We start from the raw sequence: 23,204 nt of genomic DNA, 5'->3' as shown, positions 1-23,204 counted from the left end.
CGGCGCAGCCGCCGCCCCCGCTCCTCCGTTCCGTTAATCCGGTCGGCGCGTCCCCTCCGCGGCGCGCCGATCACTCCTGTGGGGCCTTCCCAAGGATTCGACAGACGTGGAGAGTTGTCGGCGTGTACCAATTGCCCGCAGCGGCGGTCCTGGTGACGGTGGTCGCGGCGACCACCACCGGATGTATGACCGTCATCTCTCCCCCGGCATCCGAGGCGCCCCCTCGCCCCGCGCTGCCCGCGCCGTCAGTGGAACCACTCGGCCCGGGCATTTCCGCGCCCTCGAAGAACAAGGTGACGACGGCGGTACCGTCGCCGCGTCACGACCGCAGGGGCCCGCGGCCCTCATCGGCACCCGGCGACGGGCGGAAGGCCGCGGACGGTGCGGCGGCACCGTCCGCGGGCGGGCGGAAGCACAGCGGGAGCCGGGCGGCGTCCGCTCCTGACGCGGGCGGACGAAAGGGCACCGGCATCGGCGGAGCGCCCGCGGGCGGGGCCGCGACACCCCGACCCCCGCGCCCGGGCGTGCCCGCCGCGCCGTCCGGGACGGACGTCTGCGCGCTGGGCCGGGCCTACGGACAGTGGGAGCAAGGCAGCGCCGTGCAGCGGATCTGCCGTGGCGCCTACGCCGAATAGCCCGCCGCGCCGTCGATCCGCGACTCCAGTCGGTCGATCGCCTCTCTGAGCCCCTGGCGGTAGTCGCCGTCGGCCAGGGCGTTCGCGGACGCCTTCGCCCGCCGCAGCTGCGCTCGCGCATCGGCCGGCCGGTCGAGCCCTGCGTAGTCGGCCGCGAGATTGAGATGCAGGGAGGGGAAGAACGCCCGCAGGGCGACGAGCGGGTGCCGGGGCCCGGGACCGTCGGCCACCGCTGCGCGCGGGATGCCGCCGGCCTCCGGGAAACGCTCGGTGACGAAGCCCTCGGCCGCCGCCAGAGCCCTTAGATCCCAGGCGAGCTCGTCCCTGGGATCGTCCTGGGTATCCGCCATGTAATGGGCGAGGGTGCAGCGGTGGAAGGCGTTTCCCTGTGGTCCGATCTCCCGCCAGAGCTCCGCCAGACGATTGCGTGCCTCCTCCCGGTCCCCGGCGCGATGCAACATGATCGCCTGGCCGATCCGGGTCGGCACGCTGTCCTCGGGCGCCTCCTGCCGCTGCTTCTCCGCCACCGCACACTCCCCGCGTTCACTCGCCGTCGCCATTGCCGTCTCCACGACGCTAACCGCCGGCGGAAGCTCCCGCGCGGTGTGCGGGAGCTGCCCGGGCGTACCGGGCGGCCGGCTCAGCCCAGGTCGGGGATCCGCCAGTCGATAGGGGTGTGGCCCTGGGCGGCGATCGCCGCGTTGATCTGGGTGAAGGGGCGGGAGCCGAAGAACTTCTTCGCGGACAGCGGGGAGGGGTGCGCGCCCTGCACGACGACATGCCGCTCCTCGTCGATCAGCGGCAGCTTCTTCTTGGCGTAGTTCCCCCACAGCACGAAGACGGCCGGGTCGGGCCGGGCGGCCACCGCGCGGATCACCGCGTCGGTCACCTTCTCCCACCCCTTGCCCTTGTGGGAATTGGCCTCGCCCTCGCGGACCGTGAGCACGGCGTTCAGCAACAGGACGCCCTGCTCGGCCCAGGGCATGAGATAACCGTTGTCGGGGACCGGGTGCCCCAGCTCGTCCTTCATCTCCTTGTAGATGTTCCGCAGCGACGGCGGCGTCTTGACACCGGGTCGCACGGAGAAGCACAGGCCGTGGCCCTGGCCGGCGCCGTGATACGGGTCCTGGCCGAGGATGAGCACCTTCACCTGGTCGTAGGGCGTCGCCGCCAGCGCCGCGAAGACCTCCTCGCGGGGCGGATAGACCGGGCCCAGAGCCCGCTCCTGCTCGACGAAGTCGGTCAGCTCCTTGAAATAGGGCTTCTCCAACTCCTCGCCGAGGACGCCGCGCCAGGACTCGGGCAGCATGTCGGTCAGCACGTCAACAACCTCCGGTGTATGTTCCGTTCTCCCACCCAGAACCTACCGGCGACCACTGACAACGCCGCCCGCGGGCCGCCCCCGGGACCACGGTCTCACGCCTCGTGCCACGCACAGGAGGCGCAAGACCCCGTGGGCCTTGCGCCTCGTGTGCACGGCCCGCGGCCCGGCCGGCCGTGCGGCAGGCAGGCTTCCGGGCCGGGCGCTCGCTGTCAGACCCCGGCGTTGAGGAACAGGCCGCCGTCGACGACCAGCGTCTGGCCGGTGATCCAGCCGGAGGCCTCGGACAGCAGGAAGGCCGCGGCCCCGCCGATGTCCTCCGGGACGCCGAGCCGTGCCATCGGGTAGCCGGCCGCCGCCTCCTCCTCACGGTTCTCGTACAGCGCCGCCGCGAACTTCGTCTTCACCACGGCGGGAGCGATGGAGTTGACCCGCACGGTCGGCGCGAACTCGTGGGCGAGCTGGAGCGACAGATTCACCATCGCGGCCTTGCTCATGCCGTACGCGCCGATGAAGGGCGAGGCGTTGATGCCCGCGATGGAGGCGATGTTGACGATCGCGCCGCCGTTGTCCTTCTGCCACGCGTGCCAGGTGCGCTGCGCGAAGCCGAGCGCCGAGACGACGTTGGTCTCGAACACCTTGCGTGCGACGCCCAGATCGAGGTCAGCGATGGGGCCGAACACCGGGTTCGTACCGGCGTTGTTGACGAGGTAGTCGACGCGGCCGAAAGCCTCCATCGCCCGCTCGACGGCGACGCCCTGGTGGTCCTCGTCGTGCGCCTTTCCGGCCACGCCGATCGCCCGGTCGGCGCCGAGCTTCTCGACGGCCTCCTTGAGGGCGTCCTCGTTGCGGCCCGTGATGCAGACCCGGTCGCCGCGGGCGACCAGCGCCTGCGCGATGCCGTAGCCGATTCCGCGGCTGCCGCCCGTGACGAGTGCCGCCTTGCCCGAGAGCTCGGGGAGCCCGCTGTCCTGCTCGGTCATGTTCTTGTACTCCTGAAGTCGGTGGGGGCGGTCAGTTGAGCGGGCCGCCGGCGACGTACATGACCTGGCCGGACACGAAACCGGCCGCCTCGCCGGTGAAGAAGGCGATGGCGTTGGCGATGTCCTCGGGGCGGCCGACGCGCTGCACCGGGATCTGGGTGGCGGCCGCCGCCTGGAACTCCTCGAAGCCCATACCGACGCGCTCGGCGGTGGAGGCCGTCATGTCGGTGACGATGAAGCCAGGGGCGACGGCGTTGGCGGTGACGCCGAACTTGCCGAGCTCGATGGCGAGGGTCTTGGTGAAGCCCTGCAGACCGGCCTTCGCCGCGGAGTAGTTGACCTGGCCGCGGTTGCCGAGCGCCGAGCTGGAGGAGAGATTGACGATCCGCCCGAACTTGGCGTCCACCATGTGCTTCTGACATGCCCGGGACATCAGGAACGCACCGCGCAGGTGGACGTTCATGACCATGTCCCAGTCGCTGTCGCTCATCTTGAACAGCAGGTTGTCGCGGAGCACGCCGGCGTTGTTGACCAGCACGGTCGGTGCGCCCAGCTCGGCCGCGACGCGTGCGACCGCCGCCTCCACCTGCGCCGAGTCCGATACGTCGCAGCCGACGGCGATGGCCTTGCCACCGGCCGAGCTGATCTTCTCGACGGTGTCCTTGCACGCCGCCTCGTCGAGGTCGAGTACGGCTACGGCGCGGCCCTCGGCGGCCAGGCGTACGGCGGTGGCCGCGCCGATACCGCGGGCCGCGCCCGTCACGATGGCGACGCGCTGCTCGGTGGTGGACATGCGGGTTCTCCTCACCCTCGAAACCTCGACAAGCGGTCCGCCGCACCGATCCCGAAGGTGAGCAACCGCTTAGTAGCTTCAGCAGGGCTGACGCTAGAAGCCCGGCCACCCGCTGTCAACGCCCCACTGCCGCGCCGTTACCCACCTCACCTGCGACAGGAACCTCCAGGGGGCGTGATCGCGTCACCCGACCGAGCGGACGGCCGGGCGCGGGCCCCACTACAGGGGCCGAACCCGGCCGCCCGCCTGCCGCTCAGCGCACCAGCAGTTCCAGCAGCCGCTCCGCCTCCACGGTGGGATCGGCGGTGAGGCCGGTGTGCACCGGGCCCGGTTGCACGATGGTGCTGCGCGGTGCGATCAGCCAGCGGAAGCGGCGCCCGGGGTCGTCGCCCGCCGCCTGGCCGGCCTGTTCACCGCCGTGGCAGATGCCCTCGACGGCGCCCAGCGCGGCCCGGACCCCGGCCACGTCCACGGCGGGGTCGAGGGCGAGCAGCCGAGCCTCGTCTAGATGTGTCCGGGCCTCGACGAAGCGCCGGGCGTGGCAGTACACGACCACGCCGGCATTGATCATCTCGCCGCGCTCCACGCGCGGCACCACCTTCACCAGCGCGTATTCGAAGACGTCGCGCCCGTTGTGCAGTCCGCTCACTTCACTGCCCTCCGCGGGAGCTTTCCCGCCAGCCACTCCGGTGCCCGGGAGGCCGCGTCCTTGGTGCGTTCGCCGATGGTGATGTGGTCGCTGATCGTCCGCGCACGGGCCAGCAGGGTCTTCACATACGCCTGGCGCAGCTCGTCCGGCGAGTCGAAGCCGGGCTCGTCGACGAGCCATTCCGCCGGGACCTCGGCGGCGATCTCGGTCAGCAGTTCCTCGGTGATCTGCGGGCCGAATTCGGCCGCGGCGGAGGGGATGTCGGGACCGAAGGTGGCGAGCACATGATCGGCGGCGTCGTAGGGCTTGGCCGCGGCCTTCTCGGCGCTCGGCCAGTTGTGGTGCCAGATCATCGTGGCGCCGTGGTCGATCAGCCACAGCTGACCGTGCCACACCAGCAGATTGGGATTGCGCCAGGACCGGTCCACATTGTTGAGGAGCGCGTCGAACCACACCACACGCCCCGCCTCACGGGCGCTCACCTCGAAGGCGAGCGGATCGAATCCGAGCGACCCGGGGAGGTAGTCCATCCCCAGATTGAGTCCCCCACTGGCCTTGAGCAGCTCCTGGACCTCCTGATCGGGCTCGCTCAGGCCGATCACGGGGTCGAGCTGCATCCGGACCAGCTCCGGCACCCGCAACCCGAGCCGACGGCCCAACTGCCCGCAGATCACCTCGGCAACGAGGGTCTTGCGCCCTTGGCCGGCGCCGGTGAACTTCATGACGTACGTACCGAGGTCGTCTGCCTCGACGATCCCCGGGAGCGATCCACCCTCACGCAAGGGCGTGACATAGCGGGTCGCTGTGACTTCGGTCAACATTTTCCCAGGCTATAGGAATGCCCGACCTTACAATCCACACCTCCGCCGCAACATCCAAACGCACAGAGTCGGCCACACTCAGGACTGGAGAGAATCTGGAGAGTTCCGACCGGCACGCAGATCGCCCTGCCTCCCGAGCATTCCGTCCAAGACGGCGCGGCTCTTGCTCCCGGCCCCCGGGCCCCTGGCCCTCGGCCCCGGCCCCCGGCATGAAGTGAGCGTAGTAACCGAGCGTGACCGACGGCGAGGAGTGCCCGAGCCACTCCGTCGTGGAGGCCGCACTTCGGCGCCGCCTCCCACTGCCCCTGCTTCACCCCCCTGGACGCGGAGGGATGATGCCGGCCTTGGCCGACGCCGGTTTTCCGGTGAAGGTGTTCCATGTATTCGCGACCACGGCATTGCCGAATCGCGTGGTGAGCAGAAGAGAGAACTCGCCTCCGCACCCCTGCATGTCACCGACGCCGGACTCGCGCCCTTGTCGTACTCGCCCCCGCGTTCCGGCTTTTGTCGCACCGCACTTGAGTCGCATTTGAGCCGCCTCGACCGACCCCGTGCCACACTCGGCCCATGCTCCACAGGCGTGCTGATCAATTTCTGATCGAACGGACAAAGCAGATTCGCAGGGGCCTCACGGGAACCCCGCTGGTTCCCCTGGCGGACGAGCAGTGCGACATCGTCGCCAAGCTGGAATTCTGCAATCCCGCCGGAAGTACCAAGGACCGTTCGGCATTGTGGATTCTGGAACAGGCCATCGGTCGCGGGGAGATAGCGCACGACACCACGGTGGTCGAGTCGTCGTCCGGCAATTTCGCGCTGGCCCTGGCCTTCTACTGCCGAATGCTCGGCATCTCGTTCGTCCCGGTCATCGATCCGAACTGCAACGAGGCCACCGAGGCCCAGCTCCGGCTGCTGTGCGGGCGGGTGGAGAAGGTATCCATCCGTGATGCGGCGGGCAGCTACCTGAAGACACGGCTGTCCCGGGTGCAGGAACTGCTGGTCGAACTCGACTCGGCCTATTGGCCCAACCAGTATGCCAATCCGGATGCCCGCGACGCGCATTACCGCTTCACCGCGGGCGAGTTGATCGAGCAGGCCGGCCCGCTCGACTACCTCTTCGTCGGCGTGGGCACGGGCGGCACGATCGCCGGACTCTCCCACCGGATCAAGGAGACGTACCCGGGCTGCGTGGTCGTCGCTGTCGACACCGAAGGTTCGGTGATCTTCGGAGGCCCGCCGAAGAAGCGGCGGATACCCGGCATCGGATCCAGCATCGTGCCGCCGCTGTGCGATCAGGCGCTGATCGACCAGGTCGAGATCGTCTCAGAAGTGCGCGCCGTCGAGGCCTGCGACGCCCTGGTCGCCAAGTACGGCTTGTACGCGGGAGGTTCGACCGGCAGCACCTACGCCGCCGTCCAGGACTACTTCGCCCGTCACCGTCCCGGCGCACACCGTCCCCGGGTCGCCTTCATCGCCGCCGACCGCGGCCATGCCTACGCCCGGACCGTCTACGACCCCACGTGGGTCCAGCAGCTGCGCGCGGAAGCGGTCCAGCCCGCCGGCGTCGAAGCCCTGGCCGTCAACTGAAGGAGAACCACCCCGTGTCCACCCTGGCCCCACCGCCCATGACCGTGATCGGCGCGGGCGACGTCGCCGCCGAGACGGACCGTCACCGTCCGGAGCTCATGGAGGTCGTCCGCGCCGCCTACCTCGCGCACGACGCCGGACAGAGCTCGAATCCGCACAGCTCGTTCCTGCGCTTCCCGCACCAGGACCGGTCGCGCATCATCTCCCTGCCCGCCTATCTGGGTGGCGAGTTCGAGGTCGCCGGCAACAAGTGGATCGCCAGCTTTCCGGACAACACGCAGCACGGAATCCCCCGCGCCTCGGCCACGCTGATCCTCAACGACTGCGTCAGCGGCTACCCGTTCGCCTGCATGGAGTCCTCGATCGTCTCGGCGACGCGGACCGCGGCCTCCGCGGTGCTCGGCGCGCAGACGCTGCTCGGCGCGCGACGTGCCCGCCGAGTCGGCATCGTGGGCACGGGTCTGATCGCCCAGCACGTATGGCGGTTCCTGCGTGATCTCGACTGGGAGATCGACGGCTTCCGGCTCTTCGACCTCGACCCGGCGACGGCGGGCCGCTTCGGCGTCGTCATGGCCGAGCACACCGAGGCCGAGATCGTCGTTGCCGACAGGGTGGAGGACGCCTTCACCGACTGCGACCTGGTGGTGCTGACCACCGTGGCCGGCGAACCGCACCTGCACGACCCCCGCCTGCTGGCCCACAACCCGGTGGTCCTGCACCTGTCCCTGCGCGACCTCGCCCCCGAGTTGATCCTCGCCGCCCAGAACGTCACCGACGACGTCGACCACGCCGTACGCGAGCGCACCTCGCTGCACCTGACCGAACAGCGCACCGGAAACCGGGACTTCGTCGACGGCACCCTCGGCGACCTGCTGCGCGGGCGGCTGCGCCGGGACCACGGACGTCCGGCGATCTTCTCGCCTTTCGGACTCGGCGTACTCGACCTCGCCGTCGGCAAGTGGGTGCACGACCGGGTCGTCGCGGCGGGCCGGGGCCGCCGCGAGAGCGACTTCTTCACCGGGGTGGAGGTCTGACGCATGAGCGCCTCACCCGCCCCGCGCCCCGCCGGGGACCGGTACGTCGTCGTGGTGAACCACGAGGAGCAGTACTCGGTCTGGTTCGCCGACCGTGCCCTGCCCGCCGGCTGGACCGCCACCGGCGCGCAGGGCACCCGCCAGGAGTGCCTGGACCACATCGAGCAGGTGTGGACCGACCTGACCCCGCGCTCCGTGCGAGCGGCATCATGACGGCCGCTGACCTCGCAGCGGCCTGGCTTCGCGGGCTCGGCGGCCGTGAACTCAGCGCGCAGCGGCGCCTGTTCGTCTTCCCGCACGCCGGAGCCGGCGCCTCGGCCTACCGGCTGGCCGCGTACCTGCCGGCAACCGTCGAAGTCTGTACGGTCCAGTTGCCCGGCCGGGAGAACCGGTTCGCCGAACCGGCCCTGACGTCCCTGGATGAGGCCGTTGCCGCGCTCGCGCCGCTCATCGCGGACCACACGGACCTGCCGTACGCCTTCTTCGGGCACAGCATGGGCTCCCTGATCGCCTTCGAGACGGCCCGGCGGCTCCGTGCACTCGGCACGCGCCTCCCCGACCGCCTGTACCTGTCGGGGATGCGCGCGCCCGGCCTGCCGGACCGCGACCCGCGGCACACGCTGCCGGACGACAAGCTGCTCGCCACAGCCGAATTCGACGGGGTGGATGCCGAGTTGCAGGAGCTGCTGCTGCCGCTGCTGCGCGCGGACCTGACGCTGTGCGAGACGTACACGCACCGGGCCGAGACACCCCTGCCCTGTCCCCTGACCGTGCTGGCCGGCTCGGACGACGACAGCGTCGGCGGGACGGAGCTCGCCGCCTGGCGCAAGCACACCTCGGCCGACTTCGAACTGCGCCTCTTCCCGGGTGCCCCCCACCTGTATGTGCGCGGCGCGGAACGACAGCTGGCAGAGACGATCACGCGCACCTTCCCCGCACGGGGCTGAGAAAGGATCGTTCATGGCGCCGACCACCCTCGTCGCACTGTGGGAGCGGCAGGCAGCCGCGACACCCGACGCGATCGCCGTCGTGGCGGGAGCACACCGCGCCACCTACGCCGGCGTGGACCGCCGGGCCACGGCACTCGCCGCCGAGCTGCAGGCACGCGGCATCGGGCCGGAGGACCTGGTCGGCGTCTGTCTCGGCCGTTCGGTCGAGATGGTCGTGGCCCTGCTCGGCATCCTGAAGTCGGGCGCCGCGTACCTGCCCCTCGACCCGAGCTACCCGGCCGACCGACTGCGGCACATGACCACCGACTCGGGGGCCGGGCTGTGGCTGTGCGACACGGAACACCGCGCGCAGGCCCTGGCGTCCGGCGTGGCCGACGTCCTGCTGGTCGAGGACATTCCCGCGGAGCCTGCCGCACCCGTGACCCCGGTGGCACACCCCCACCACCTGGCTTACGTCCTCTACACCTCCGGCTCGACCGGCCTGCCCAAGGGCGTGGCCGTCGACCACGCGGCGATCGCCTCGTTCCTGCGGAGTGTGGCCGAACGCCCCGGCATCGGGGCGGACGACCGGGTCCTCGCGCTGACCCCGCTGTCGTTCGACATCTCGATACTGGAGCTGTTCCTGCCGCTGACCCGGGGAGCGACGGTGGTGATGGCCCCGCGCGCCGCCAACACCGACCCCGAGCTGCTGGCCGCCACCATCGCCGAGGCGGATGTGAGCGTCGTCCAGGCGACCCCCACCACCTGGCGGATGCTGCTGGCGTCCGGCTGGACGGACGGGCACGGCCGGGTGCTGCTGTCGGGCGGTGAGCCGCTCGATCCGCAGCTGGCCCGCGACCTGCTCGCCACCGGCGGCACCCTGTGGAACCTGTACGGGCCGACCGAGGCGACGGTGTGGGCCACCGCGGCCCGCATCAACGCCGTGGCCGACCGGGTCACGGTCGGCACCGCCCTGTCCAACACCCGGCTGCACGTCGTCGACGAGGGCGGGCGGGAGGTCGGCCCGGGAGTCACCGGCGAGCTGTGGATCGGCGGCGCGGGCGTGGCGCGCGGCTACCTCAACCGGCCCGCGCTGACCGCCGACCGGTTCGTGCCCGACCCGTTCGGGGACGCCACCGGGCGCCTGTACCGGACCGGCGACCTCGCCCGGTGGTCCGCCGACGGCATGCTGGAGGTGCTGGGGCGCGACGACCACCAGGTCAAGGTCCGCGGCTTCCGCATCGAGCTCGGCGAGATCGAGACCTGTGTGCGCAGCCACCCCCTCGTCACGGACGCGGTGGTCGTCGTCGACCGCGAGGCAGCCGGCGGCGACCGGTTGGTGGCGTACCTCGTGCCCGCGCACGACGCGCGGACCGTATCCGAGGACCTGCCCCGCCAGGTGCGTGACCACCTCGCGCAGCGGCTGCCCGCCCACATGGTGGCCCAGGGCTACGCAGTGCTCGACGCCCTGCCTCGCACCCCTGCGGGCAAGGCCGACCGCGGCGCCGTGCGGCGGATCCCGCACAGCCTGGTCCGGGCGAGCGGGCCGACGACCGACGACGTGCCGCTGCCGCCGCACACCGCGGCGGTGCGCCGCGTGTGGGCCGAGGTTCTCGGGCTCGACGACGTGTCCCCGTACGACGACTTCTTCGGCCTGGGCGGCCAGTCGCTCACGGCGGTACGGGCCGTGGCCCGGTTGCGTGCGGAGCTCGGCGTACCGGTCGACGCACAGTCGGTCTTCGCGCATCCGACGCCTGCCACGCTCGCCGCCGCCTTGGACGGCGTGGCGCTCTCGGACGACGTGCCGATCCCCTCGGCCGCGACCGCCGAACTCTCCTTCGGCCAGGAGCGGATCTGGATCTTCGAGCAGCTGAACGACTCAGTGCCCGCCTACCACCTGCCGGTCGCCCTCGGCATGCCCGGCGGGCGCGTCGACCTGACGCTGCTGCAGGACTGCCTGTCCGCGCTGGTGCAACGGCACCCGGCGCTGCGCACGGCCCTCGTCGCCGTCGCCGGCCGGAGCCGCCCCGAACTGCGCGAGCCGGGACCGGTGCCGCTGCGCCGCACCGAGGTCGCCGAGGCGGACCTGGACGCGCTGGTGACCGAGCGGATCCGCGCACCTTTCGCCCTCGACCGCCCACCGCTGCTGCGCGCGGACGTGCTGCGCACCCCGAGCCGTGACGTCACGCTCCTGACGTTCCATCACATCGCGTGCGACGGTGCATCCGTGGACTTGATGGTGCGGGAACTGGGCGAGCTCTACACAGCGTTCGGCGCCGGCCGCCCTCCCGCCCCGGCACCGCTGCCCGTGACGTACGCCGACTACGCGGCCTGGCAGCGCGAGCGACTCACCGGCGCCGAGCTGGAGCGGCTGCTCGCCCACTGGCGCACCCGACTGTCCGGCGTGCCCGTCCTGGAGCTGCCGACCAGCCGACCCCGACCGGCCGTCGCGAGCCACCGCGGTCGTCGTGAACTGCTGCGCGTACCAGCCGACTTGGCGCACCGGTTGCGCACGCTGTGCCGATCCGAGGGCATCACCCTGTTCATGGGCCTGCTGGCCCCGTTGCAGGTGCTGCTCGGCCGGTACGCCGAGGAGAGCGATGTGGCCGTCGGCACCCTGGCAGGCGGTCGACCGCGCCCCGAACTGGACGACGTGGTCGGCTACTTCGTGAACACCGTCGTCCTGCGCACCGATCTGCACGGCGACCCGACCTGGCGCGAGCTGCTGGGCCGGGTCCGCGAGGTCGCGCGGGAGGCGTACGCGCACCAGGAGCTGCCCTTCGAGAAGCTGGTGGCGGAGCTGAGCCCGGAGCGCGACCTGAGCCGCAACCCGCTCTTCCAGGTGCTGTTGGCCCTGCACGAGGAGCCGAGGGCCGGGCACCTCACCGAGCTGTACGACCGCAAGGAGCTGGAGGGACTGCTCGGCACCGCCCGCTTCGACCTCGCCCTCGACGTGACGGACCACGCCGCCGGAGCCGGTGACCTCAGCGTCTCCTTCGAGTACGCCACCGACCTGTTCGACGCGGACTTCGTCCGGGGCCTCGGCCGGCACTACCTGCGGGTGATCGATCAGATGGTGTCCGACGCCACGGCCCGACTGTCCGAGCTGGAGCTCGTCTCGGCCGATGAGCTGCGCACCCTCTCCCTCGGCAACCGGGCCGAGCCGCTGCCGGAGCCGACCACCCTGGTCCGTCTGTGGGACCGCCAGGTGCGGACCGCCCCGGACGCGATCTGTGTCGTGGGCGACGGCCGGTCGCTGACGTTCGCCGAGACCGACGCGCGGGCCTCGGCCCTGGCCCGGGAGCTGCGGGCCGGGGGCGTGCGCCCCGAAAGCCTGGTCGGCGTCTGCCTGGAACGCTCGGTGGAGCTGGTGGTCGCCCTGCTCGGCGTGCTGAAGGCGGGCGGCGCCTACGTCCCGCTCGACCCCGGCTACCCGACGGACCGGCTGCAGTACCTGCTGGCCGACTCGGGCGTACGCCTGGTCGTCGCGGACCCGGGGCGCCCCACCTCGGCCCTGTTCGGCGACGGCGTGCGGCTCGTGGCGGTGAACCAGGAACCGGGGGCGGACCCGGGGGCGGATCCCGGGCCGGCCGAGGAGGCACAACCGCACCACCTCGCCTACGTGATCTACACGTCGGGTTCGACGGGCAACCCCAAGGGCGTCGCGATCACCCACGCCAACATCACCGGATTCCTGGAGTGGAACCAGCGGCTGTGCCGGCTCACCGGGCGGGACCGGGCCCTGCTCAACCACTCGGTGGCGTTCGACAACTCGGTCTGGGAGATCTTCCAATGCCTGGTGTCCGGCGCCGAACTGCACCTGGCGAGCCCCACCGCCGCCTACGACCCTGAGGAGTTCCTGCGAGAGGTCGCCGAGCGCGGCATCACCACGCTCAACGCGACGCCCTCGCAGATGCGGATCCTGCTGGAGTCCGGTACGGGCCCCGCTGCGCGACTCGCCTCCGTACGCCTGGTGTTCACCGGCGCCGAGGCCGTACCGCACGATGTGGCCCGCCGTGTCCTGGCCTCCACCCCGCCGGGATGCCAGGTCTTCAACGAGTACGGGCCCACCGAAGCGACCGTCACCTCGGCGTTCTGCCCGATCACCGAGGAGTTGCTCGACCGGCACAGCCATCTCCCGAGCGTCCCGTTCGGCCGGGCGACCGCCAACGCGCACCTCTATGTGCTGGACCCGCAGCTGCGCCCGGTCGCCCCGGGCTGTCGCGGCGAGCTGTACGTCGGCGGCAGCGCGGTCGGCCGCGGCTATCTCGGCAGGCCGGCCCGCACGGCCTCGGCGTACCTGCCCGACCCGTACGCAGCGCAGCCCGGCTCCCGAATGTACGCCACGGGCGACGTGGTCCGGCTGCTGTCCGACGGAAATCTGGTCTTCCTCGGCCGCAACGACCACCAGGTCAAGGTGCGCGGCTTCCGCATCGAGCTCGGCGAGATCGAGTCCGCGCTCCAGAGCCACCCCACCGTGGCCGAATGCGTGGTGGCTGTGCGTCGCACCCGCGCCGGTGTGGACCAGCTTGCGGCCCACCTGATCCCCGAGCACCCCGACCGACCCGCCCCGGACCCGGCGGACCTGCGCGCCCACCTGGCGGAGCGACTGCCCCCGTACATGCTGCCGCAGAGTTACACCGTGATCGGCGAGATCCCCCTCACCCCGAACGGCAAGGTCGACCGGGACGCACTGCCCGACCCCCGCCCGGTGTCCGCCCCAGCCCCCGCCACCCGCCGGGCCGTCACCAAGCAGCAGCTCCTCGTCGCCGAAGTATGGCGGGAGTGCCTGGGCGTCGAGGAGGACTTCGGACCACAGGACGACTTCTTCGACGTCGGCGGGACCTCGTTGACCATCACCACGGTCGCGGGACGGCTCGGCGAGCGACTCGGGCGCCGGGTCCCGCCGGTCCTGGTCTTCAAAAACCCCACGGTCGCGGGCCTCGCCGAGGCCCTGGAGACGGACACACAGCGATGAGCAGCACCAACGGCATCAACAGCAGCAGTGCCGTCTCCTGATCGACGCGGGTCTGTCCGTCGAGTCACGCACCGACGTAGGTCTTCATGAACCGCGGCTGCGCCGTCGTCCGCGTACAGAGCACGCCGGAGGCAAGGCTGCCGGACTGCGCGGCGCACGACAACTGCTCGTCGGGTACGCCGGATTCCCTCACGAGGCCGGCGGCGGGATCGTGGTCGAGCCGCTGCGCGGCGCGGCGAAAGGGCAAATACGGGAAACGCCGACCGCCGCCGGGTGTGCTGCCGGGCGGCGGTCGGCGGTGCGCGCGGTGCGTGCGGTGCGCGCTCAACAGGCGCGGGCAGGCTCAGCCGACGGAGTCGCCGTGCTCCACCGGGGCGACCTCCTCGGCCGGTACGGCCCAGCTCGTCGCCGCGGGCCGCCGGTCGAGCCCGATCACGAGCGGTACGGCCAGCACGCTGATCGCCGTGAGAAACACCCAGGGCAGCGCGGCGCCGCCCGCCAACAGCGCGGTGAGCAGCGCCGGGGCGACGGCACCGCCGACCGACCAGGACAGCTGGTAGACGCCCAGATAGCGGCCCCGCAGATGCTCGGGCGCCATCACCACGCTCAGTTCGCTGGTCGGCGGCGAACTGAGGATCTCGGCCACGGTGTAGAGCACCATGGCGATCAGCAGCCCGGCGATCACCGCCCAGCCGGGCAGCACGAGCAGCGTGCCGAAGACGACGAACGCCGCCGCGTTGAACAGCAGGGCCGGCACCAGCACCGTCACCGGCCTGCGGGCCTCGATCCACCGGCTGGCGAGCGTCTGGAGCAGGGCGACCATGGCCGCGTTCAGCACGACGACCGCGCCGACGATCCAGGCGCCGACATCGAGGTTGTCCACGGCGTAGACGGCGAGCAGCACCGAGATCACCGTGGAGGCGAAGACGAAGGAGATGTTCGTCGCGACCAGCCGCAGATACCGAGTGTCCTTCAGTACGGTGCGATAGCCGCCCGAGGGTGGTCCGTTGGCTTCGCCCGCCGCCTGCTCCGGCTCTGCGGGCTTCGGCTCCGCGGGCCCGGCGTCGGCCGCCTCGGTCGTGTCCGCGCCCCGCAAGGTGATCACGAGCCAGCCTGCGACGGCGAAGGTGGCCACGTTGAGCACCATGACCGCCCGCAGCCCGGCGACGGTTCCGATGCTCAGGGCCACCGCGGACGCGGCGCCGCCGATACCGACGCCGACATTGCGCAGGGCACGGACGAAGCCGAACCAGCGGGCCCGCTCGACGCCCCGGGCGACCATCACGGTGAGCGGACTGTTGCCCATCCAGAAGGCGGTGGAGCCCAGTTGCACCACAAACTGCCACAGCACGATCTGCCAGGCCGCGTGCGAGAACAGGAAGCCGATGAATCCGGCCACCGAAATCCAGTTACCCGCAGCGACCACGATGCGCGGACCGCATTTGTCCAACAGGCGCCCGATGAAGAGCGGAAAGGGCAGGACGAGCAGCTGGCCGACGGTCAGCGCGGCGCCGACAGCGGCCAGTGACAGCGACGTCGTCTTCACGAAGAAGACGACGGTGAACGCCATCACCAACCCGTTTCCCAGGCTGTCGATCAGATTGGCCGTGACGAATCGGCCTTTTCCCGCGAGGTCCGGCAGACCCCAGGCCGTCTGAACCCGCCGCCACGCCGAAGGCGCGGGGGAATGCTGCGGCATCATGACTTCTCTTTACTTCGCCGCATTGGCGGGCGATACGCCCACGGCAGCCACTTCGCCCCAGATGGGTAGCTCGCTCTGATGGAAGACGGCTGCGCTGCGCGCCTCGGCATGCGCCATGAGGGAGATGACGCTGCCCGAACCGGCCGGCACCATCCTGGCAAATGCGCCCGCACAGCCCTTCGGGGTGTAGAACATTCCATAGGCCGCATGCCATTCCTCGGTTTCTCCTGATATCGGGTCCACCACAAGCTCCGACCGTGGCCTCACTCTCTGCTGTACGACACATCCTTCGACGGCGGAGTTCTCCAGAGCCCGCCGCCACGTGGCAGCGTCCGATTCCCAGCCCACCACGACGCCGGCTCCGCCGCCGCGCGCATTGGCCTTCAGGATCAGCTCCTCGCGCCGCTCCAGGCACTCGTCGACGAGGTCGGTGTCAGACGTGAGCACGTCAGCGTTCACCAGTCGGGTCCAGGGCAGCACCCGGTCGATGAGCCGGCACTCGTCCGCGCTGAAGTAGCGCCGCCGCGCCGGGTCCGAAAGCAGCGCCATACAGGCCTTGTTGGCGAATACGTTGCTGGAGAAGGGGGTCCACAGCAGCGTCCCACCCGCCCGGTGCGCACGCAGCAGGGGTGCCACCAGGTCCCAGCCGCCGGCCTCCTCGGCGATCTGGTCCGGGACGAAAGCGCGGTTGACCACGTCGATCTTTGTGTCCCCGAGGTAGAGCGCCCCGCCGCGTTCGTGCACGTCGGAGACCTCGGCCAGCAGGGTGTCCAGGCCCGCCGAGCGCAGAGCGGACTGGAAGTTGCGCCAGAGGTCGCCGTAGTCCTTCAGACCACCACGCCATTCCAGTATGGCCACCACCGGCTCGCGGCCGCGTGCCACCGGGGCGCCGAAGCGGCGCAGCGCCTCCACCACGGCGCGAATGGGATGCACGTAACCGAGCCGGTTCCGGCGCGCGAAGTCGGCGAAGGCATCAACCTCCATCATCGCCCGGGATATTTCACTCACCAGGCCCCAGCCGCCGGACTCGCTCCCCAGATTCGTCTCCAGGAGCTTGAACGAAGTGCCGTCGTGGTACATGTCGGCCCGGCCGAAGTGGGGTGGAGTCAGGTCACCGAACTGCCGTATTACTTCCCACTGGCCGTCGTCGATACCGAGCACCGACCGGAATGCCTCCAGATCGCCGCCGAACATCCGCTCCGGCAGGGAAATCAGCATTCCGACGAGCTGGTGCAGGTCATCGGCGAACTCGCGAATCTCCCGCTCGGCGAAGAAGATGGGCCTGGCCAGATACTCGCCACGCCACGGTGCGAGCGTCGGGTAGTCCTTGACGTGCTGGGCGACCGCGGGCAAGCCGCTGCCCGGCGTGCGGAACTCCTCGTTGTACTGGGCCGTTACCCGCTCCGCCGACATGCGGCCTCCGCTCCTGCTCGGTGCTGACCGGGGCCCCTCGGCCCGCAGGTTTCACTTTTTCACCCCGATCTACGGCGCGACTCAATTGCGGCTCAATTCTGCTCCTCAATCCTCGGCCAACGTCCCTTGTGGACACGGCACATTGCGCGTGGAGACTAGAGTGTTTGCACATCCGAGAAAGAATTACTCGGCAGCCATGCGGGGAACGTCCATTTTTTCGGCCGACGCCGGCCTGCGGTCCCGGGAAAACCGACCGGAGGACCGCCACGCCTGTCAACCACGGGCCGCACACGGTCAGTTATCACGCACGCAAGATGTTCGGCACATTCAGCGTCCGATCGCGCAGCGCACTCGCGGGCGCGGTCGGGCAGAGACCAGGGGAGGCGCCATGACCGCCACGACGGATACTTTCGCCGATGCCATCGGCGGGCTCGGGGACGCCGAGTGGGACCGGCTCGCCGACGGCAGGTTCTACTCGTCGGCGCTGTGGCTGCGGGTGTGCGCCCTCGATCCCGGGGCGGTCTCCGGCGGACTGCACGTGGAGACCCCGGGCGGCGGCCGGGCCGCGATCCCCGTGGCGGCGGTGACCGACGAGCCGACCCCGGGCCTGCGGTGGCACGACCTGCTGGCTGCGCGCGGCCTGCCGGCACCCGAGCCGGACGGCCTGCTCATCGGCCAGCGCCGCGGCTACCTGGCGCACCTGCTGACCGGCGAGGGAACCGATCGGACCGAGGCCGCCGCCGAGGTGCTCGACGCGGTCCGCGCGCTGCGCTCACCCCTGCACGAGGAGTCGAAGATCGCCCGTGTGGCGATGTACCTGACCACCGAGGACGTGGGGGCGCTGCGTGCGGCGGGGGTGCGGACCGCGCCGGTCGCGCTGACGACCGACGCCTGGATCGAGATCCCGCCCGGCGGCTACGACGCCTGGCTGGCATCGCTGTCGGGGCGCCGGGCCCGCAGTATCCGCAGCGAAGTGCGGAAGTTCGAGAGGGCCGGATACGAACTGGAGCACCGGACACTCTCCGAGTCCTGGCAGGACGTCGCCCGACTGCTGGCCCGTTCGCTCCTGCGCTACGGCAGAACTGTCGAGGTGGCCCCGATGGCCGAGTCCTTCCGCCGGCAGGGTGAACTCGGCGGTTCGCGAGCCGAAGTGGTGCTGTGCTCGCGCCCTGGCGAACCGCCCGTCGGCTTCTGCCTGTACTACCGCTGTGGTGACACCGTGTATTTGCGGGCGCACGGCCTCGACCACGACCAACTCCGCTCGGCCGCCGAGTACTTCAACCTCACCTACTACATGGCGGCGCGGCTCCCGGGAGTGCGCCGGCTGCACGCGGGTGCCGGGACCGCGGAAGGAAAGGCACTGCGCGGCGCGACGCTCCGGCCGCTGTGGCTGCTGGACCTGTCCGAGGACAGCCCGCTGGCCGGGTACGACGAGGACATCCGCGAGCACAACCGCACCCTGCTCGCCCGCCTGCGCGACTCCTCGCCCGCGGTTTCCGCCGCCGTGGACGGCGAGCGCTGGGGACCGTACTGCTGAGGCCCGCCACCGGGTGACCTCGACCGCGGCGTGACCGTCGGCGGCGGACACCGCGCCGCCCCGGGCCCACCGCACCGTGGACGTCGCCAGGGCCCGCCTCTCCCCGGGCGTCAACGGCTTCGCACGCAGCCGGCGAACGCTCTGGGAGAGGCGGGCCCTGGACGTCTGCGGCGGTCGGTCCCGCCACCGGCCCGGTCGGCCTCAGGTCCAGCTCACGACCGTCCGGGGATCGGCGAACCCCATGATGAAGGACACCGTCGTGCGGTTGCCTGCGCTGGCGTCCACCGCATGCACAAAGGCACCGTTGAAGGCGTAGACGTCACCCTCCCGGATGTCCAGGCGCAGTTCCTCGAAGTCCGCCAGGGCCTCGGCCTGGTAGGGCAGTCCCGTCTGCTCGATGCCGAGCGAGCGCCGGGTCGCGTCGTCGGGGCGGATGTTCCAGATCACCAGCCGTCCTCCGGCGGTGTGTTCGGTGCACATGTTGACCGCGCAGATCTGGTGGTCCAGGACCCGCTGGACCTCGAAGCCGTGTTGACGCGGGTCCTTGCACTGCGCTTCGTCCTCGTGCGGGTCGAGGGAGAAGTCGCCCTCCTTGTCCCACGCGCGGATCAGCGCGGCGCACGCCGAGCGGCCGTTCATCTGCGCCACCCGCAAGGTCGCCCCCTCCTGCCGCAGGGCCTCGTCCACGCCCTGGCGGAACACGTGCCAGGGCGAGTCGGGGGCGTCGATGACCCGCTGGACATGCTCGGCGACCACGGCGGACTCGTCGAGATAGGTGTCCACGTCCTTGTTCCAGTGGTAGGCGCCGACGTAGTGCGAGGGCTCGCCCTCGCGATGCTGCCGGGCGGGGCTGGCCCAGAACCGTTCGGTCAGGTCCTTGCGTGCAGCCGGCGGTATGACGTCCCGGAAGATCACTCCCAGCCTGCGGCCGTGAAGGACGTCCAGAACGAGCTGGTAGTCCAGTTCGCCGCGCTCCTCGAAGCGGAAGAACTCCGGATCGGCCTGCTGTCCGTTCAGCCGCATCGTGCTCTGCTGCATTTGTTCTCTCTCTTTCACTTGTACACCACTGCTTTCGCGGAGCCGGGGCCGGCAAAGGGTCGGCGGCTCAATACCCCGGACCCGCCGGGTCACGAAGGCCGCCCCCACCACGTAACCGTTTCGGTCATGCTGCTCGCCGTAGCGGATGAGGCGGCTGGTGCGGTACATGAAGCCGCGGCCCGAGTAGTTCAGATGAGTGCGGAACAGCGGGCCGGCCAGCGCGCCCAACTCGCCCGCGCGCTGAAGCGGCAATGCTCGTCGCGGCCATCCGGATTGGCGTAATGGTCGGGCTGATAGACCGAGTCGAGTTCGACCAGCAGTTCCTGCATTCGGGACAGCCGGTTCAGAATTCCCGCTTGGCGACGAAGTCGCACTGCTCCTCCGCCTGGGGAATCAGTGGGGTTCCCGTGCGGCCCTTGCAGATTTGCTTTGCCCGTTCGAACAGGGACTTATCAGCATGCCTGTGAAGCATGCGCCGAGTGTGGCACGGGATCGGTCGAGGCGGGTCAACCGCGACTCAAGTGCGAGGCAAGAAGGCCTCGCGCGTGCTCAGCCCTGCTCCTCGTACTCGACGTACAGCGTCCGGGCGAGGTGCTCGCGGTACGCCTCGGCCTCGGCGTCCGACCCGTGGCGGGAGAGCACGATCACCGGGTATCCGGAGAAGTCCGGGTAGGGGCGCATCAGTGCGCCGGGTCCCATGGTCTGCACCAGGTAATCCACCCGCGGGTCGGTACGCACCGCGTCCAGGCCGTGGATCTGCTTGATCCGTCCGCCGCTTCCGACCGGCACCTGATAGGCCGCCGCGTGACCGGCCGGCACCGGCTCCTCACGCCAGCACAGCGGTTCCTGGCCGAGGTGGATGCGCAGCGCCTCGACGGCCATGTCGATCCCGCTGCTGACGTGGGCGAGGTGGGCCATGTAGCCCCCGCCGCCGATGCGCGCGCCCATCTCCAGCAGCACCGGGCGCACCCCGCCGACCAGCCGCAGTTCGGTGTGCGTGGTGCCTTCCGTGACACCGAAGGCGTGGTGGGCGCCGATCACCTCCGCCTCGACCGCGGCGATGATCTCGGCGGGCAGTTGGGCGGGGGCCCGCAACGTGGTCTCCTGGAAGTAGGGCCCCGTCAGCTCTCCCTTCCAGCTGATGGCACAGACCCGCACCTTCCCCTGGTGGACGAGGGATTCGGCGCTGATCTCCGGACCGTCGAGGTACTCCTCGACCAACACGCCGGCTTCCGGAGCCAGTCCGTCGTCGGCGCCGACGTGGGCCTCGACGAGCTCGCAGGTGCGGGCCACGGCCTGCTCCAGGCCGTCCTTGTCATCCACACGGATCACACCGAAGCTGGAGTGGCCGTTCGCCGGCTTGACCACGACGGGGAACCGCAAGGTCAGCGCGTCGGTCCAGTCGTCCGGATCGTCGATGAGCACGAAGCCGGGCACTCCCAGCCCCGCGTCCCGCAGGTGTTGGCGCATGCTGCGCTTGTCGCGCACCACGGTCGCCGCCTCCTCGGTCAGGCCGATGAGGCCCAGCTTCCCGGCGGCGCGCGCCACGAACGGCACGGCCTGCTCGTTGCCCGCCATGATCCCGTCGAAGGGCTCGCGCCGGTAACGGTCGGCGAGCGCGGACAGCGCGGCTTCCGGGTTTCCTTCGATGTCCAGCGGCAGCAGTTCGACCACCCCGGCGGCCCGCCCGGCGGACTCCTCCGTATCGTCCCCCCTGGGGACGAGGATGACGTCGATGCCGGCACGCTCGGCAGCATCGAACACCCAGGGGAACGTGGAAAGCTGACCGACGAGGACGAGCTTCGGACGTTGTGACATGTGCGGTTCTCCAAGGTTCGGCTGCGTGGGCGGGTCCGGGCAACGGAGTCGTGGAACGCACCGGTGCATACGTCTCCACGTCGCGTGTGCATTCTCGAACTGGCAGTGGTACTGGAGCCGTGACCGTCAAGCGGAGCACATGGCCGGCGCGCTGCTCGGCCGCGCCGCGAACGGGCGTATCCCGGGCTCCCATTCGTAGGAGAACCGGCCGTTCACGCACGGGTGCTGCGCGCGCAGCAGGTAGCTCTCCGCGAGCTCCTCCAGCAGGTCCTCCGCCTGCTGGTCGCCGATCCCCAGGGACGCTGCAACGAGCGCCGGCGTGAGCCGATCGGGGACGCCGGGAGACAACAGCGCGTACGCCAGGGGCCGTAAGCCGGCGGGCAGCGTCGCGAGCGTCCGGTCGAAGCCGGCCCGCACGCCCAGCGGATCGCTGTCGACGCCCCCGGACGCGAGGACCCAGGCAGTGGCCTGCCGGGCCGTCCAGTGCGGGCGGCGACGCAACTGCGAAGCGACCGCGAAAAGCACGCCCGGCAGTCCCCGGCACAACCGGGCCAGCCGTCGCAGCGCCTCCGGGTCCATGGTGATCCGGTGTCTCGGAACGGAGGATTCCAGCAGGTGCAGACAGTCGGCGAAGGGCAGTCCGGTCAGTTCGACGTGAACCGCCGACGAGGACACGAACAGTCGCCGACGGCTGCCGATCACCACGCCGCAGCCGGCGCCCGATGGCAGCAACGGCGTCAAGTCCCGTACGTCGCAGACGTCGTCGAGCACCACCAGGACGCGGAGGTCGGCGGTCCAGGTACGGAACAGCAGGCTCAGGTCGGTCGTGCCCAGTCGCAACTGCTCCTCCGTCGCGCCGAGTCCACGCAGGAAGGAGCGAAGGATCTCGGCGGGCCGCGCCCGCCGGCCGGCACCGTCACGGAGACGCGCGTACAGCCGTCCGTCCGGGTAGTGACCGCTCACCTGATGCGCGGCGTGCAGGCACAGCTCGCTCTTCCCCGTGCCGGGGGCACCCCCCACGATCACCAGCGGCCGGTCCTCCCGGGCCCGGCCGGCCAGCACCCCGGTGAGGCGCGCCAGCTGGTCGGCGCGTCCGGTCAGACGCTCGCGCGGGGCGGGCAGATGGCAGGGCGCCCGGGTGGCGGCAGTCACGGCTGTCAGTCGCCCGGCGGGACGCAGCAGCGCCTCGTCCGACGTGAGCACGGCCGTGTGCAGGGCCTGGAGTTGGGGCGAGGGGTCGAGACCCAGCTCGCCGGCGATCCGCCCGCGTGCCCGCTGGTAGACCTGGAGCGCCTCCGCCCGCCGGTCCATGCGGTAGAGCGCCGTCATCAGATTGCGCTGGGCCCGCTCGTTCGTGGGTTCCCGCCCGGCCATCGCGGTGAGTTCGTCGAGCACCTCGTGGTGCCGGCCGAGGTGCAGGTCGGATTCGATCCGCAGGTGGTGTGCGCCGGTACGCAACTCCTTCAGGCGGACCGCCTCGGCCCGCAGAGTGGGGCCCTTGCGTACGTCCACCAGGGCATCGTCCCGCCACAGCTGCAGCGCCGCGGCGGCCGTGTCACGGGCCCGGGCGAAGTCCTCGTCACGGAACTCCGCACGGGCACGGGCGAGCAGCGGCTCGCACCGGAAGACGTCCACGTCTTCGGCGGGCAACGACAGCTGGTAGCCGCCGTCGACCGTTCCCAGCAGCGGCCCGGCCGCCCGTACCGCGCCGCCGCTCCTCGGGTTGCCTAGGGAGAACCGCTTCCTGAGCTGGTACACATACGTCTGCAGCGCGGTGTGCGCGCTGGCCGGCGGGTCGTCGTTCCACAGCTCGTCCATGAGTTGCTCGAAGGGCACCACCCGGCCCGCGTTCAGCACGAGCATTGCCAGTGTCTGACGTACTTTCTGGGCGGCCGGCGCCATGTCGACGCGGTGATCGTCCCCGTAGGCCTGGAGCGGCCCGAGAAGGTTGATTCTCATGAAATTCGCC

The 23,204-nt window shown here is 70.7% G+C and carries 19 protein-coding genes; 7 read left to right on the top strand and 12 right to left on the bottom strand.

The features are described 5' to 3' along the window. Nucleotides 1-122 precede the first annotated feature (122 nt). Nucleotides 123-635, top strand: coding sequence for a hypothetical protein (locus ACGFZW_RS22905; RefSeq protein WP_393895039.1), 513 nt, complete (start codon nt 123-125; stop codon nt 633-635). Here ACGFZW_RS22905 and ACGFZW_RS22900 read toward each other — a convergent pair. The 6 genes from ACGFZW_RS22900 to ACGFZW_RS22875 form a co-directional block, all read right to left on the bottom strand. Further along, nucleotides 623-1,195 (bottom strand): hypothetical protein, encoded by a 573-nt coding sequence (locus ACGFZW_RS22900; RefSeq protein WP_393895038.1) that lies wholly within the window; start codon nt 1,193-1,195, stop codon nt 623-625. The two genes, ACGFZW_RS22905 and ACGFZW_RS22900, sit on opposite strands and share 13 nt — an antisense overlap. A gap of 80 nt (nt 1,196-1,275) precedes the next feature. Continuing rightward, nucleotides 1,276-1,944: a uracil-DNA glycosylase gene (locus ACGFZW_RS22895; RefSeq protein WP_393895278.1), complete on the bottom strand. Its 669-nt coding sequence runs from the start codon at nt 1,942-1,944 to the stop codon at nt 1,276-1,278. 224 nt (nt 1,945-2,168) lie between these two features. After that, entirely contained in the window at nt 2,169-2,939 is a 771-nt protein-coding gene (locus ACGFZW_RS22890) for an SDR family oxidoreductase (RefSeq protein WP_393895037.1), read from the bottom strand. A 31-nt stretch (nt 2,940-2,970) separates the two neighbouring features. Beyond that, on the bottom strand, nt 2,971-3,732 hold the full coding sequence (gene fabG / locus ACGFZW_RS22885; RefSeq protein ID WP_393895036.1) for a 3-oxoacyl-ACP reductase FabG: 762 nt from the start codon (nt 3,730-3,732) through the stop codon (nt 2,971-2,973). Nucleotides 3,733-3,985: 253 nt separating this feature from the next. Beyond that, a complete protein-coding gene (locus ACGFZW_RS22880) occupies nt 3,986-4,381 on the bottom strand; it encodes a DUF3037 domain-containing protein (protein ID WP_393895035.1) in 396 nt (131 codons plus the stop codon). Beyond that, the gene (locus tag ACGFZW_RS22875; RefSeq protein WP_393895034.1) at nt 4,378-5,202 is read right to left on the bottom strand and encodes a HipA family kinase; all 825 of its coding nucleotides are present in this window, start codon (nt 5,200-5,202) and stop codon (nt 4,378-4,380) included. Before ACGFZW_RS22875 ends, ACGFZW_RS22880 begins: the two co-directional genes overlap by 4 nt. 567 nt (nt 5,203-5,769) lie before the next feature. Between ACGFZW_RS22875 and sbnA the strand changes: the two genes are divergently transcribed. The 5 genes from sbnA to ACGFZW_RS22850 are packed head-to-tail and all read left to right on the top strand — an operon-like array spanning nt 5,770 to nt 13,727. Further along, the gene (gene sbnA, locus ACGFZW_RS22870) at nt 5,770-6,786 is read left to right on the top strand and encodes a 2,3-diaminopropionate biosynthesis protein SbnA (protein ID WP_393895033.1); all 1,017 of its coding nucleotides are present in this window, start codon (nt 5,770-5,772) and stop codon (nt 6,784-6,786) included. A gap of 38 nt (nt 6,787-6,824) precedes the next feature. Further along, nucleotides 6,825-7,820 carry a 2,3-diaminopropionate biosynthesis protein SbnB gene (gene sbnB / locus ACGFZW_RS22865; RefSeq protein ID WP_393895277.1) on the top strand — a complete coding sequence of 332 codons (996 nt, stop codon included), beginning with the start codon at nt 6,825-6,827 and terminating at the stop codon, nt 7,818-7,820. Nucleotides 7,821-7,823: 3 nt separating this feature from the next. Then, entirely contained in the window at nt 7,824-8,033 is a 210-nt protein-coding gene (locus ACGFZW_RS22860; RefSeq protein ID WP_393895032.1) for an MbtH family protein, read from the top strand. Next, nucleotides 8,030-8,767 (top strand): thioesterase II family protein, encoded by a 738-nt coding sequence (locus ACGFZW_RS22855; RefSeq protein ID WP_393895031.1) that lies wholly within the window; start codon nt 8,030-8,032, stop codon nt 8,765-8,767. The genes ACGFZW_RS22860 and ACGFZW_RS22855 overlap by 4 nt, the downstream gene beginning before the upstream one ends. 13 nt (nt 8,768-8,780) lie before the next feature. Next, on the top strand, nt 8,781-13,727 hold the full coding sequence (locus tag ACGFZW_RS22850; protein ID WP_393895030.1) for an amino acid adenylation domain-containing protein: 4,947 nt from the start codon (nt 8,781-8,783) through the stop codon (nt 13,725-13,727). Nucleotides 13,728-14,070: 343 nt separating this feature from the next. On the opposite strand, the gene ACGFZW_RS22845 is transcribed toward ACGFZW_RS22850, so the two are convergent. Together ACGFZW_RS22845 and ACGFZW_RS22840 are read right to left on the bottom strand one after the other, a co-directional pair. Continuing rightward, nucleotides 14,071-15,429 (bottom strand): MFS transporter, encoded by a 1,359-nt coding sequence (locus ACGFZW_RS22845; protein ID WP_393895029.1) that lies wholly within the window; start codon nt 15,427-15,429, stop codon nt 14,071-14,073. Nucleotides 15,430-15,438: 9 nt separating this feature from the next. Further along, nucleotides 15,439-16,842 carry a hypothetical protein gene (locus ACGFZW_RS22840; RefSeq protein WP_393895028.1) on the bottom strand — a complete coding sequence of 468 codons (1,404 nt, stop codon included), beginning with the start codon at nt 16,840-16,842 and terminating at the stop codon, nt 15,439-15,441. Nucleotides 16,843-17,230: 388 nt separating this feature from the next. On the opposite strand from ACGFZW_RS22840, the gene ACGFZW_RS22835 reads away from it, so the two are divergent. Further along, a complete protein-coding gene (locus ACGFZW_RS22835) occupies nt 17,231-18,379 on the top strand; it encodes a GNAT family N-acetyltransferase (RefSeq protein ID WP_393895027.1) in 1,149 nt (382 codons plus the stop codon). 201 nt (nt 18,380-18,580) lie between these two features. On the opposite strand, the gene ACGFZW_RS22830 is transcribed toward ACGFZW_RS22835, so the two are convergent. The 4 genes from ACGFZW_RS22830 to ACGFZW_RS22815 form a co-directional block, all read right to left on the bottom strand. Further along, on the bottom strand, nt 18,581-19,417 hold the full coding sequence (locus ACGFZW_RS22830; RefSeq protein WP_393895026.1) for a hypothetical protein: 837 nt from the start codon (nt 19,415-19,417) through the stop codon (nt 18,581-18,583). A gap of 188 nt (nt 19,418-19,605) precedes the next feature. Continuing rightward, nucleotides 19,606-19,746: a hypothetical protein gene (locus tag ACGFZW_RS22825; RefSeq protein WP_393895025.1), complete on the bottom strand. Its 141-nt coding sequence runs from the start codon at nt 19,744-19,746 to the stop codon at nt 19,606-19,608. Between the two features lie 220 nt (nt 19,747-19,966). Further along, nucleotides 19,967-21,235 carry an ATP-grasp domain-containing protein gene (locus tag ACGFZW_RS22820; protein WP_393895024.1) on the bottom strand — a complete coding sequence of 423 codons (1,269 nt, stop codon included), beginning with the start codon at nt 21,233-21,235 and terminating at the stop codon, nt 19,967-19,969. Nucleotides 21,236-21,361: 126 nt separating this feature from the next. After that, nucleotides 21,362-23,194, bottom strand: a complete 1,833-nt coding sequence (locus ACGFZW_RS22815) for a BTAD domain-containing putative transcriptional regulator (RefSeq protein ID WP_393895023.1) — start codon at nt 23,192-23,194, stop codon at nt 21,362-21,364. Nucleotides 23,195-23,204: the final 10 nt, after the last annotated feature.

This window comes from Streptomyces sp. NPDC048248 (assembly GCF_043201875.1).
GTDB lineage: Bacteria > Actinomycetota > Actinomycetes > Streptomycetales > Streptomycetaceae > Streptomyces.
Note: the sequence above shows the minus strand (reverse complement) of the source record. Positions and strands in the feature narration are given on the sequence as shown.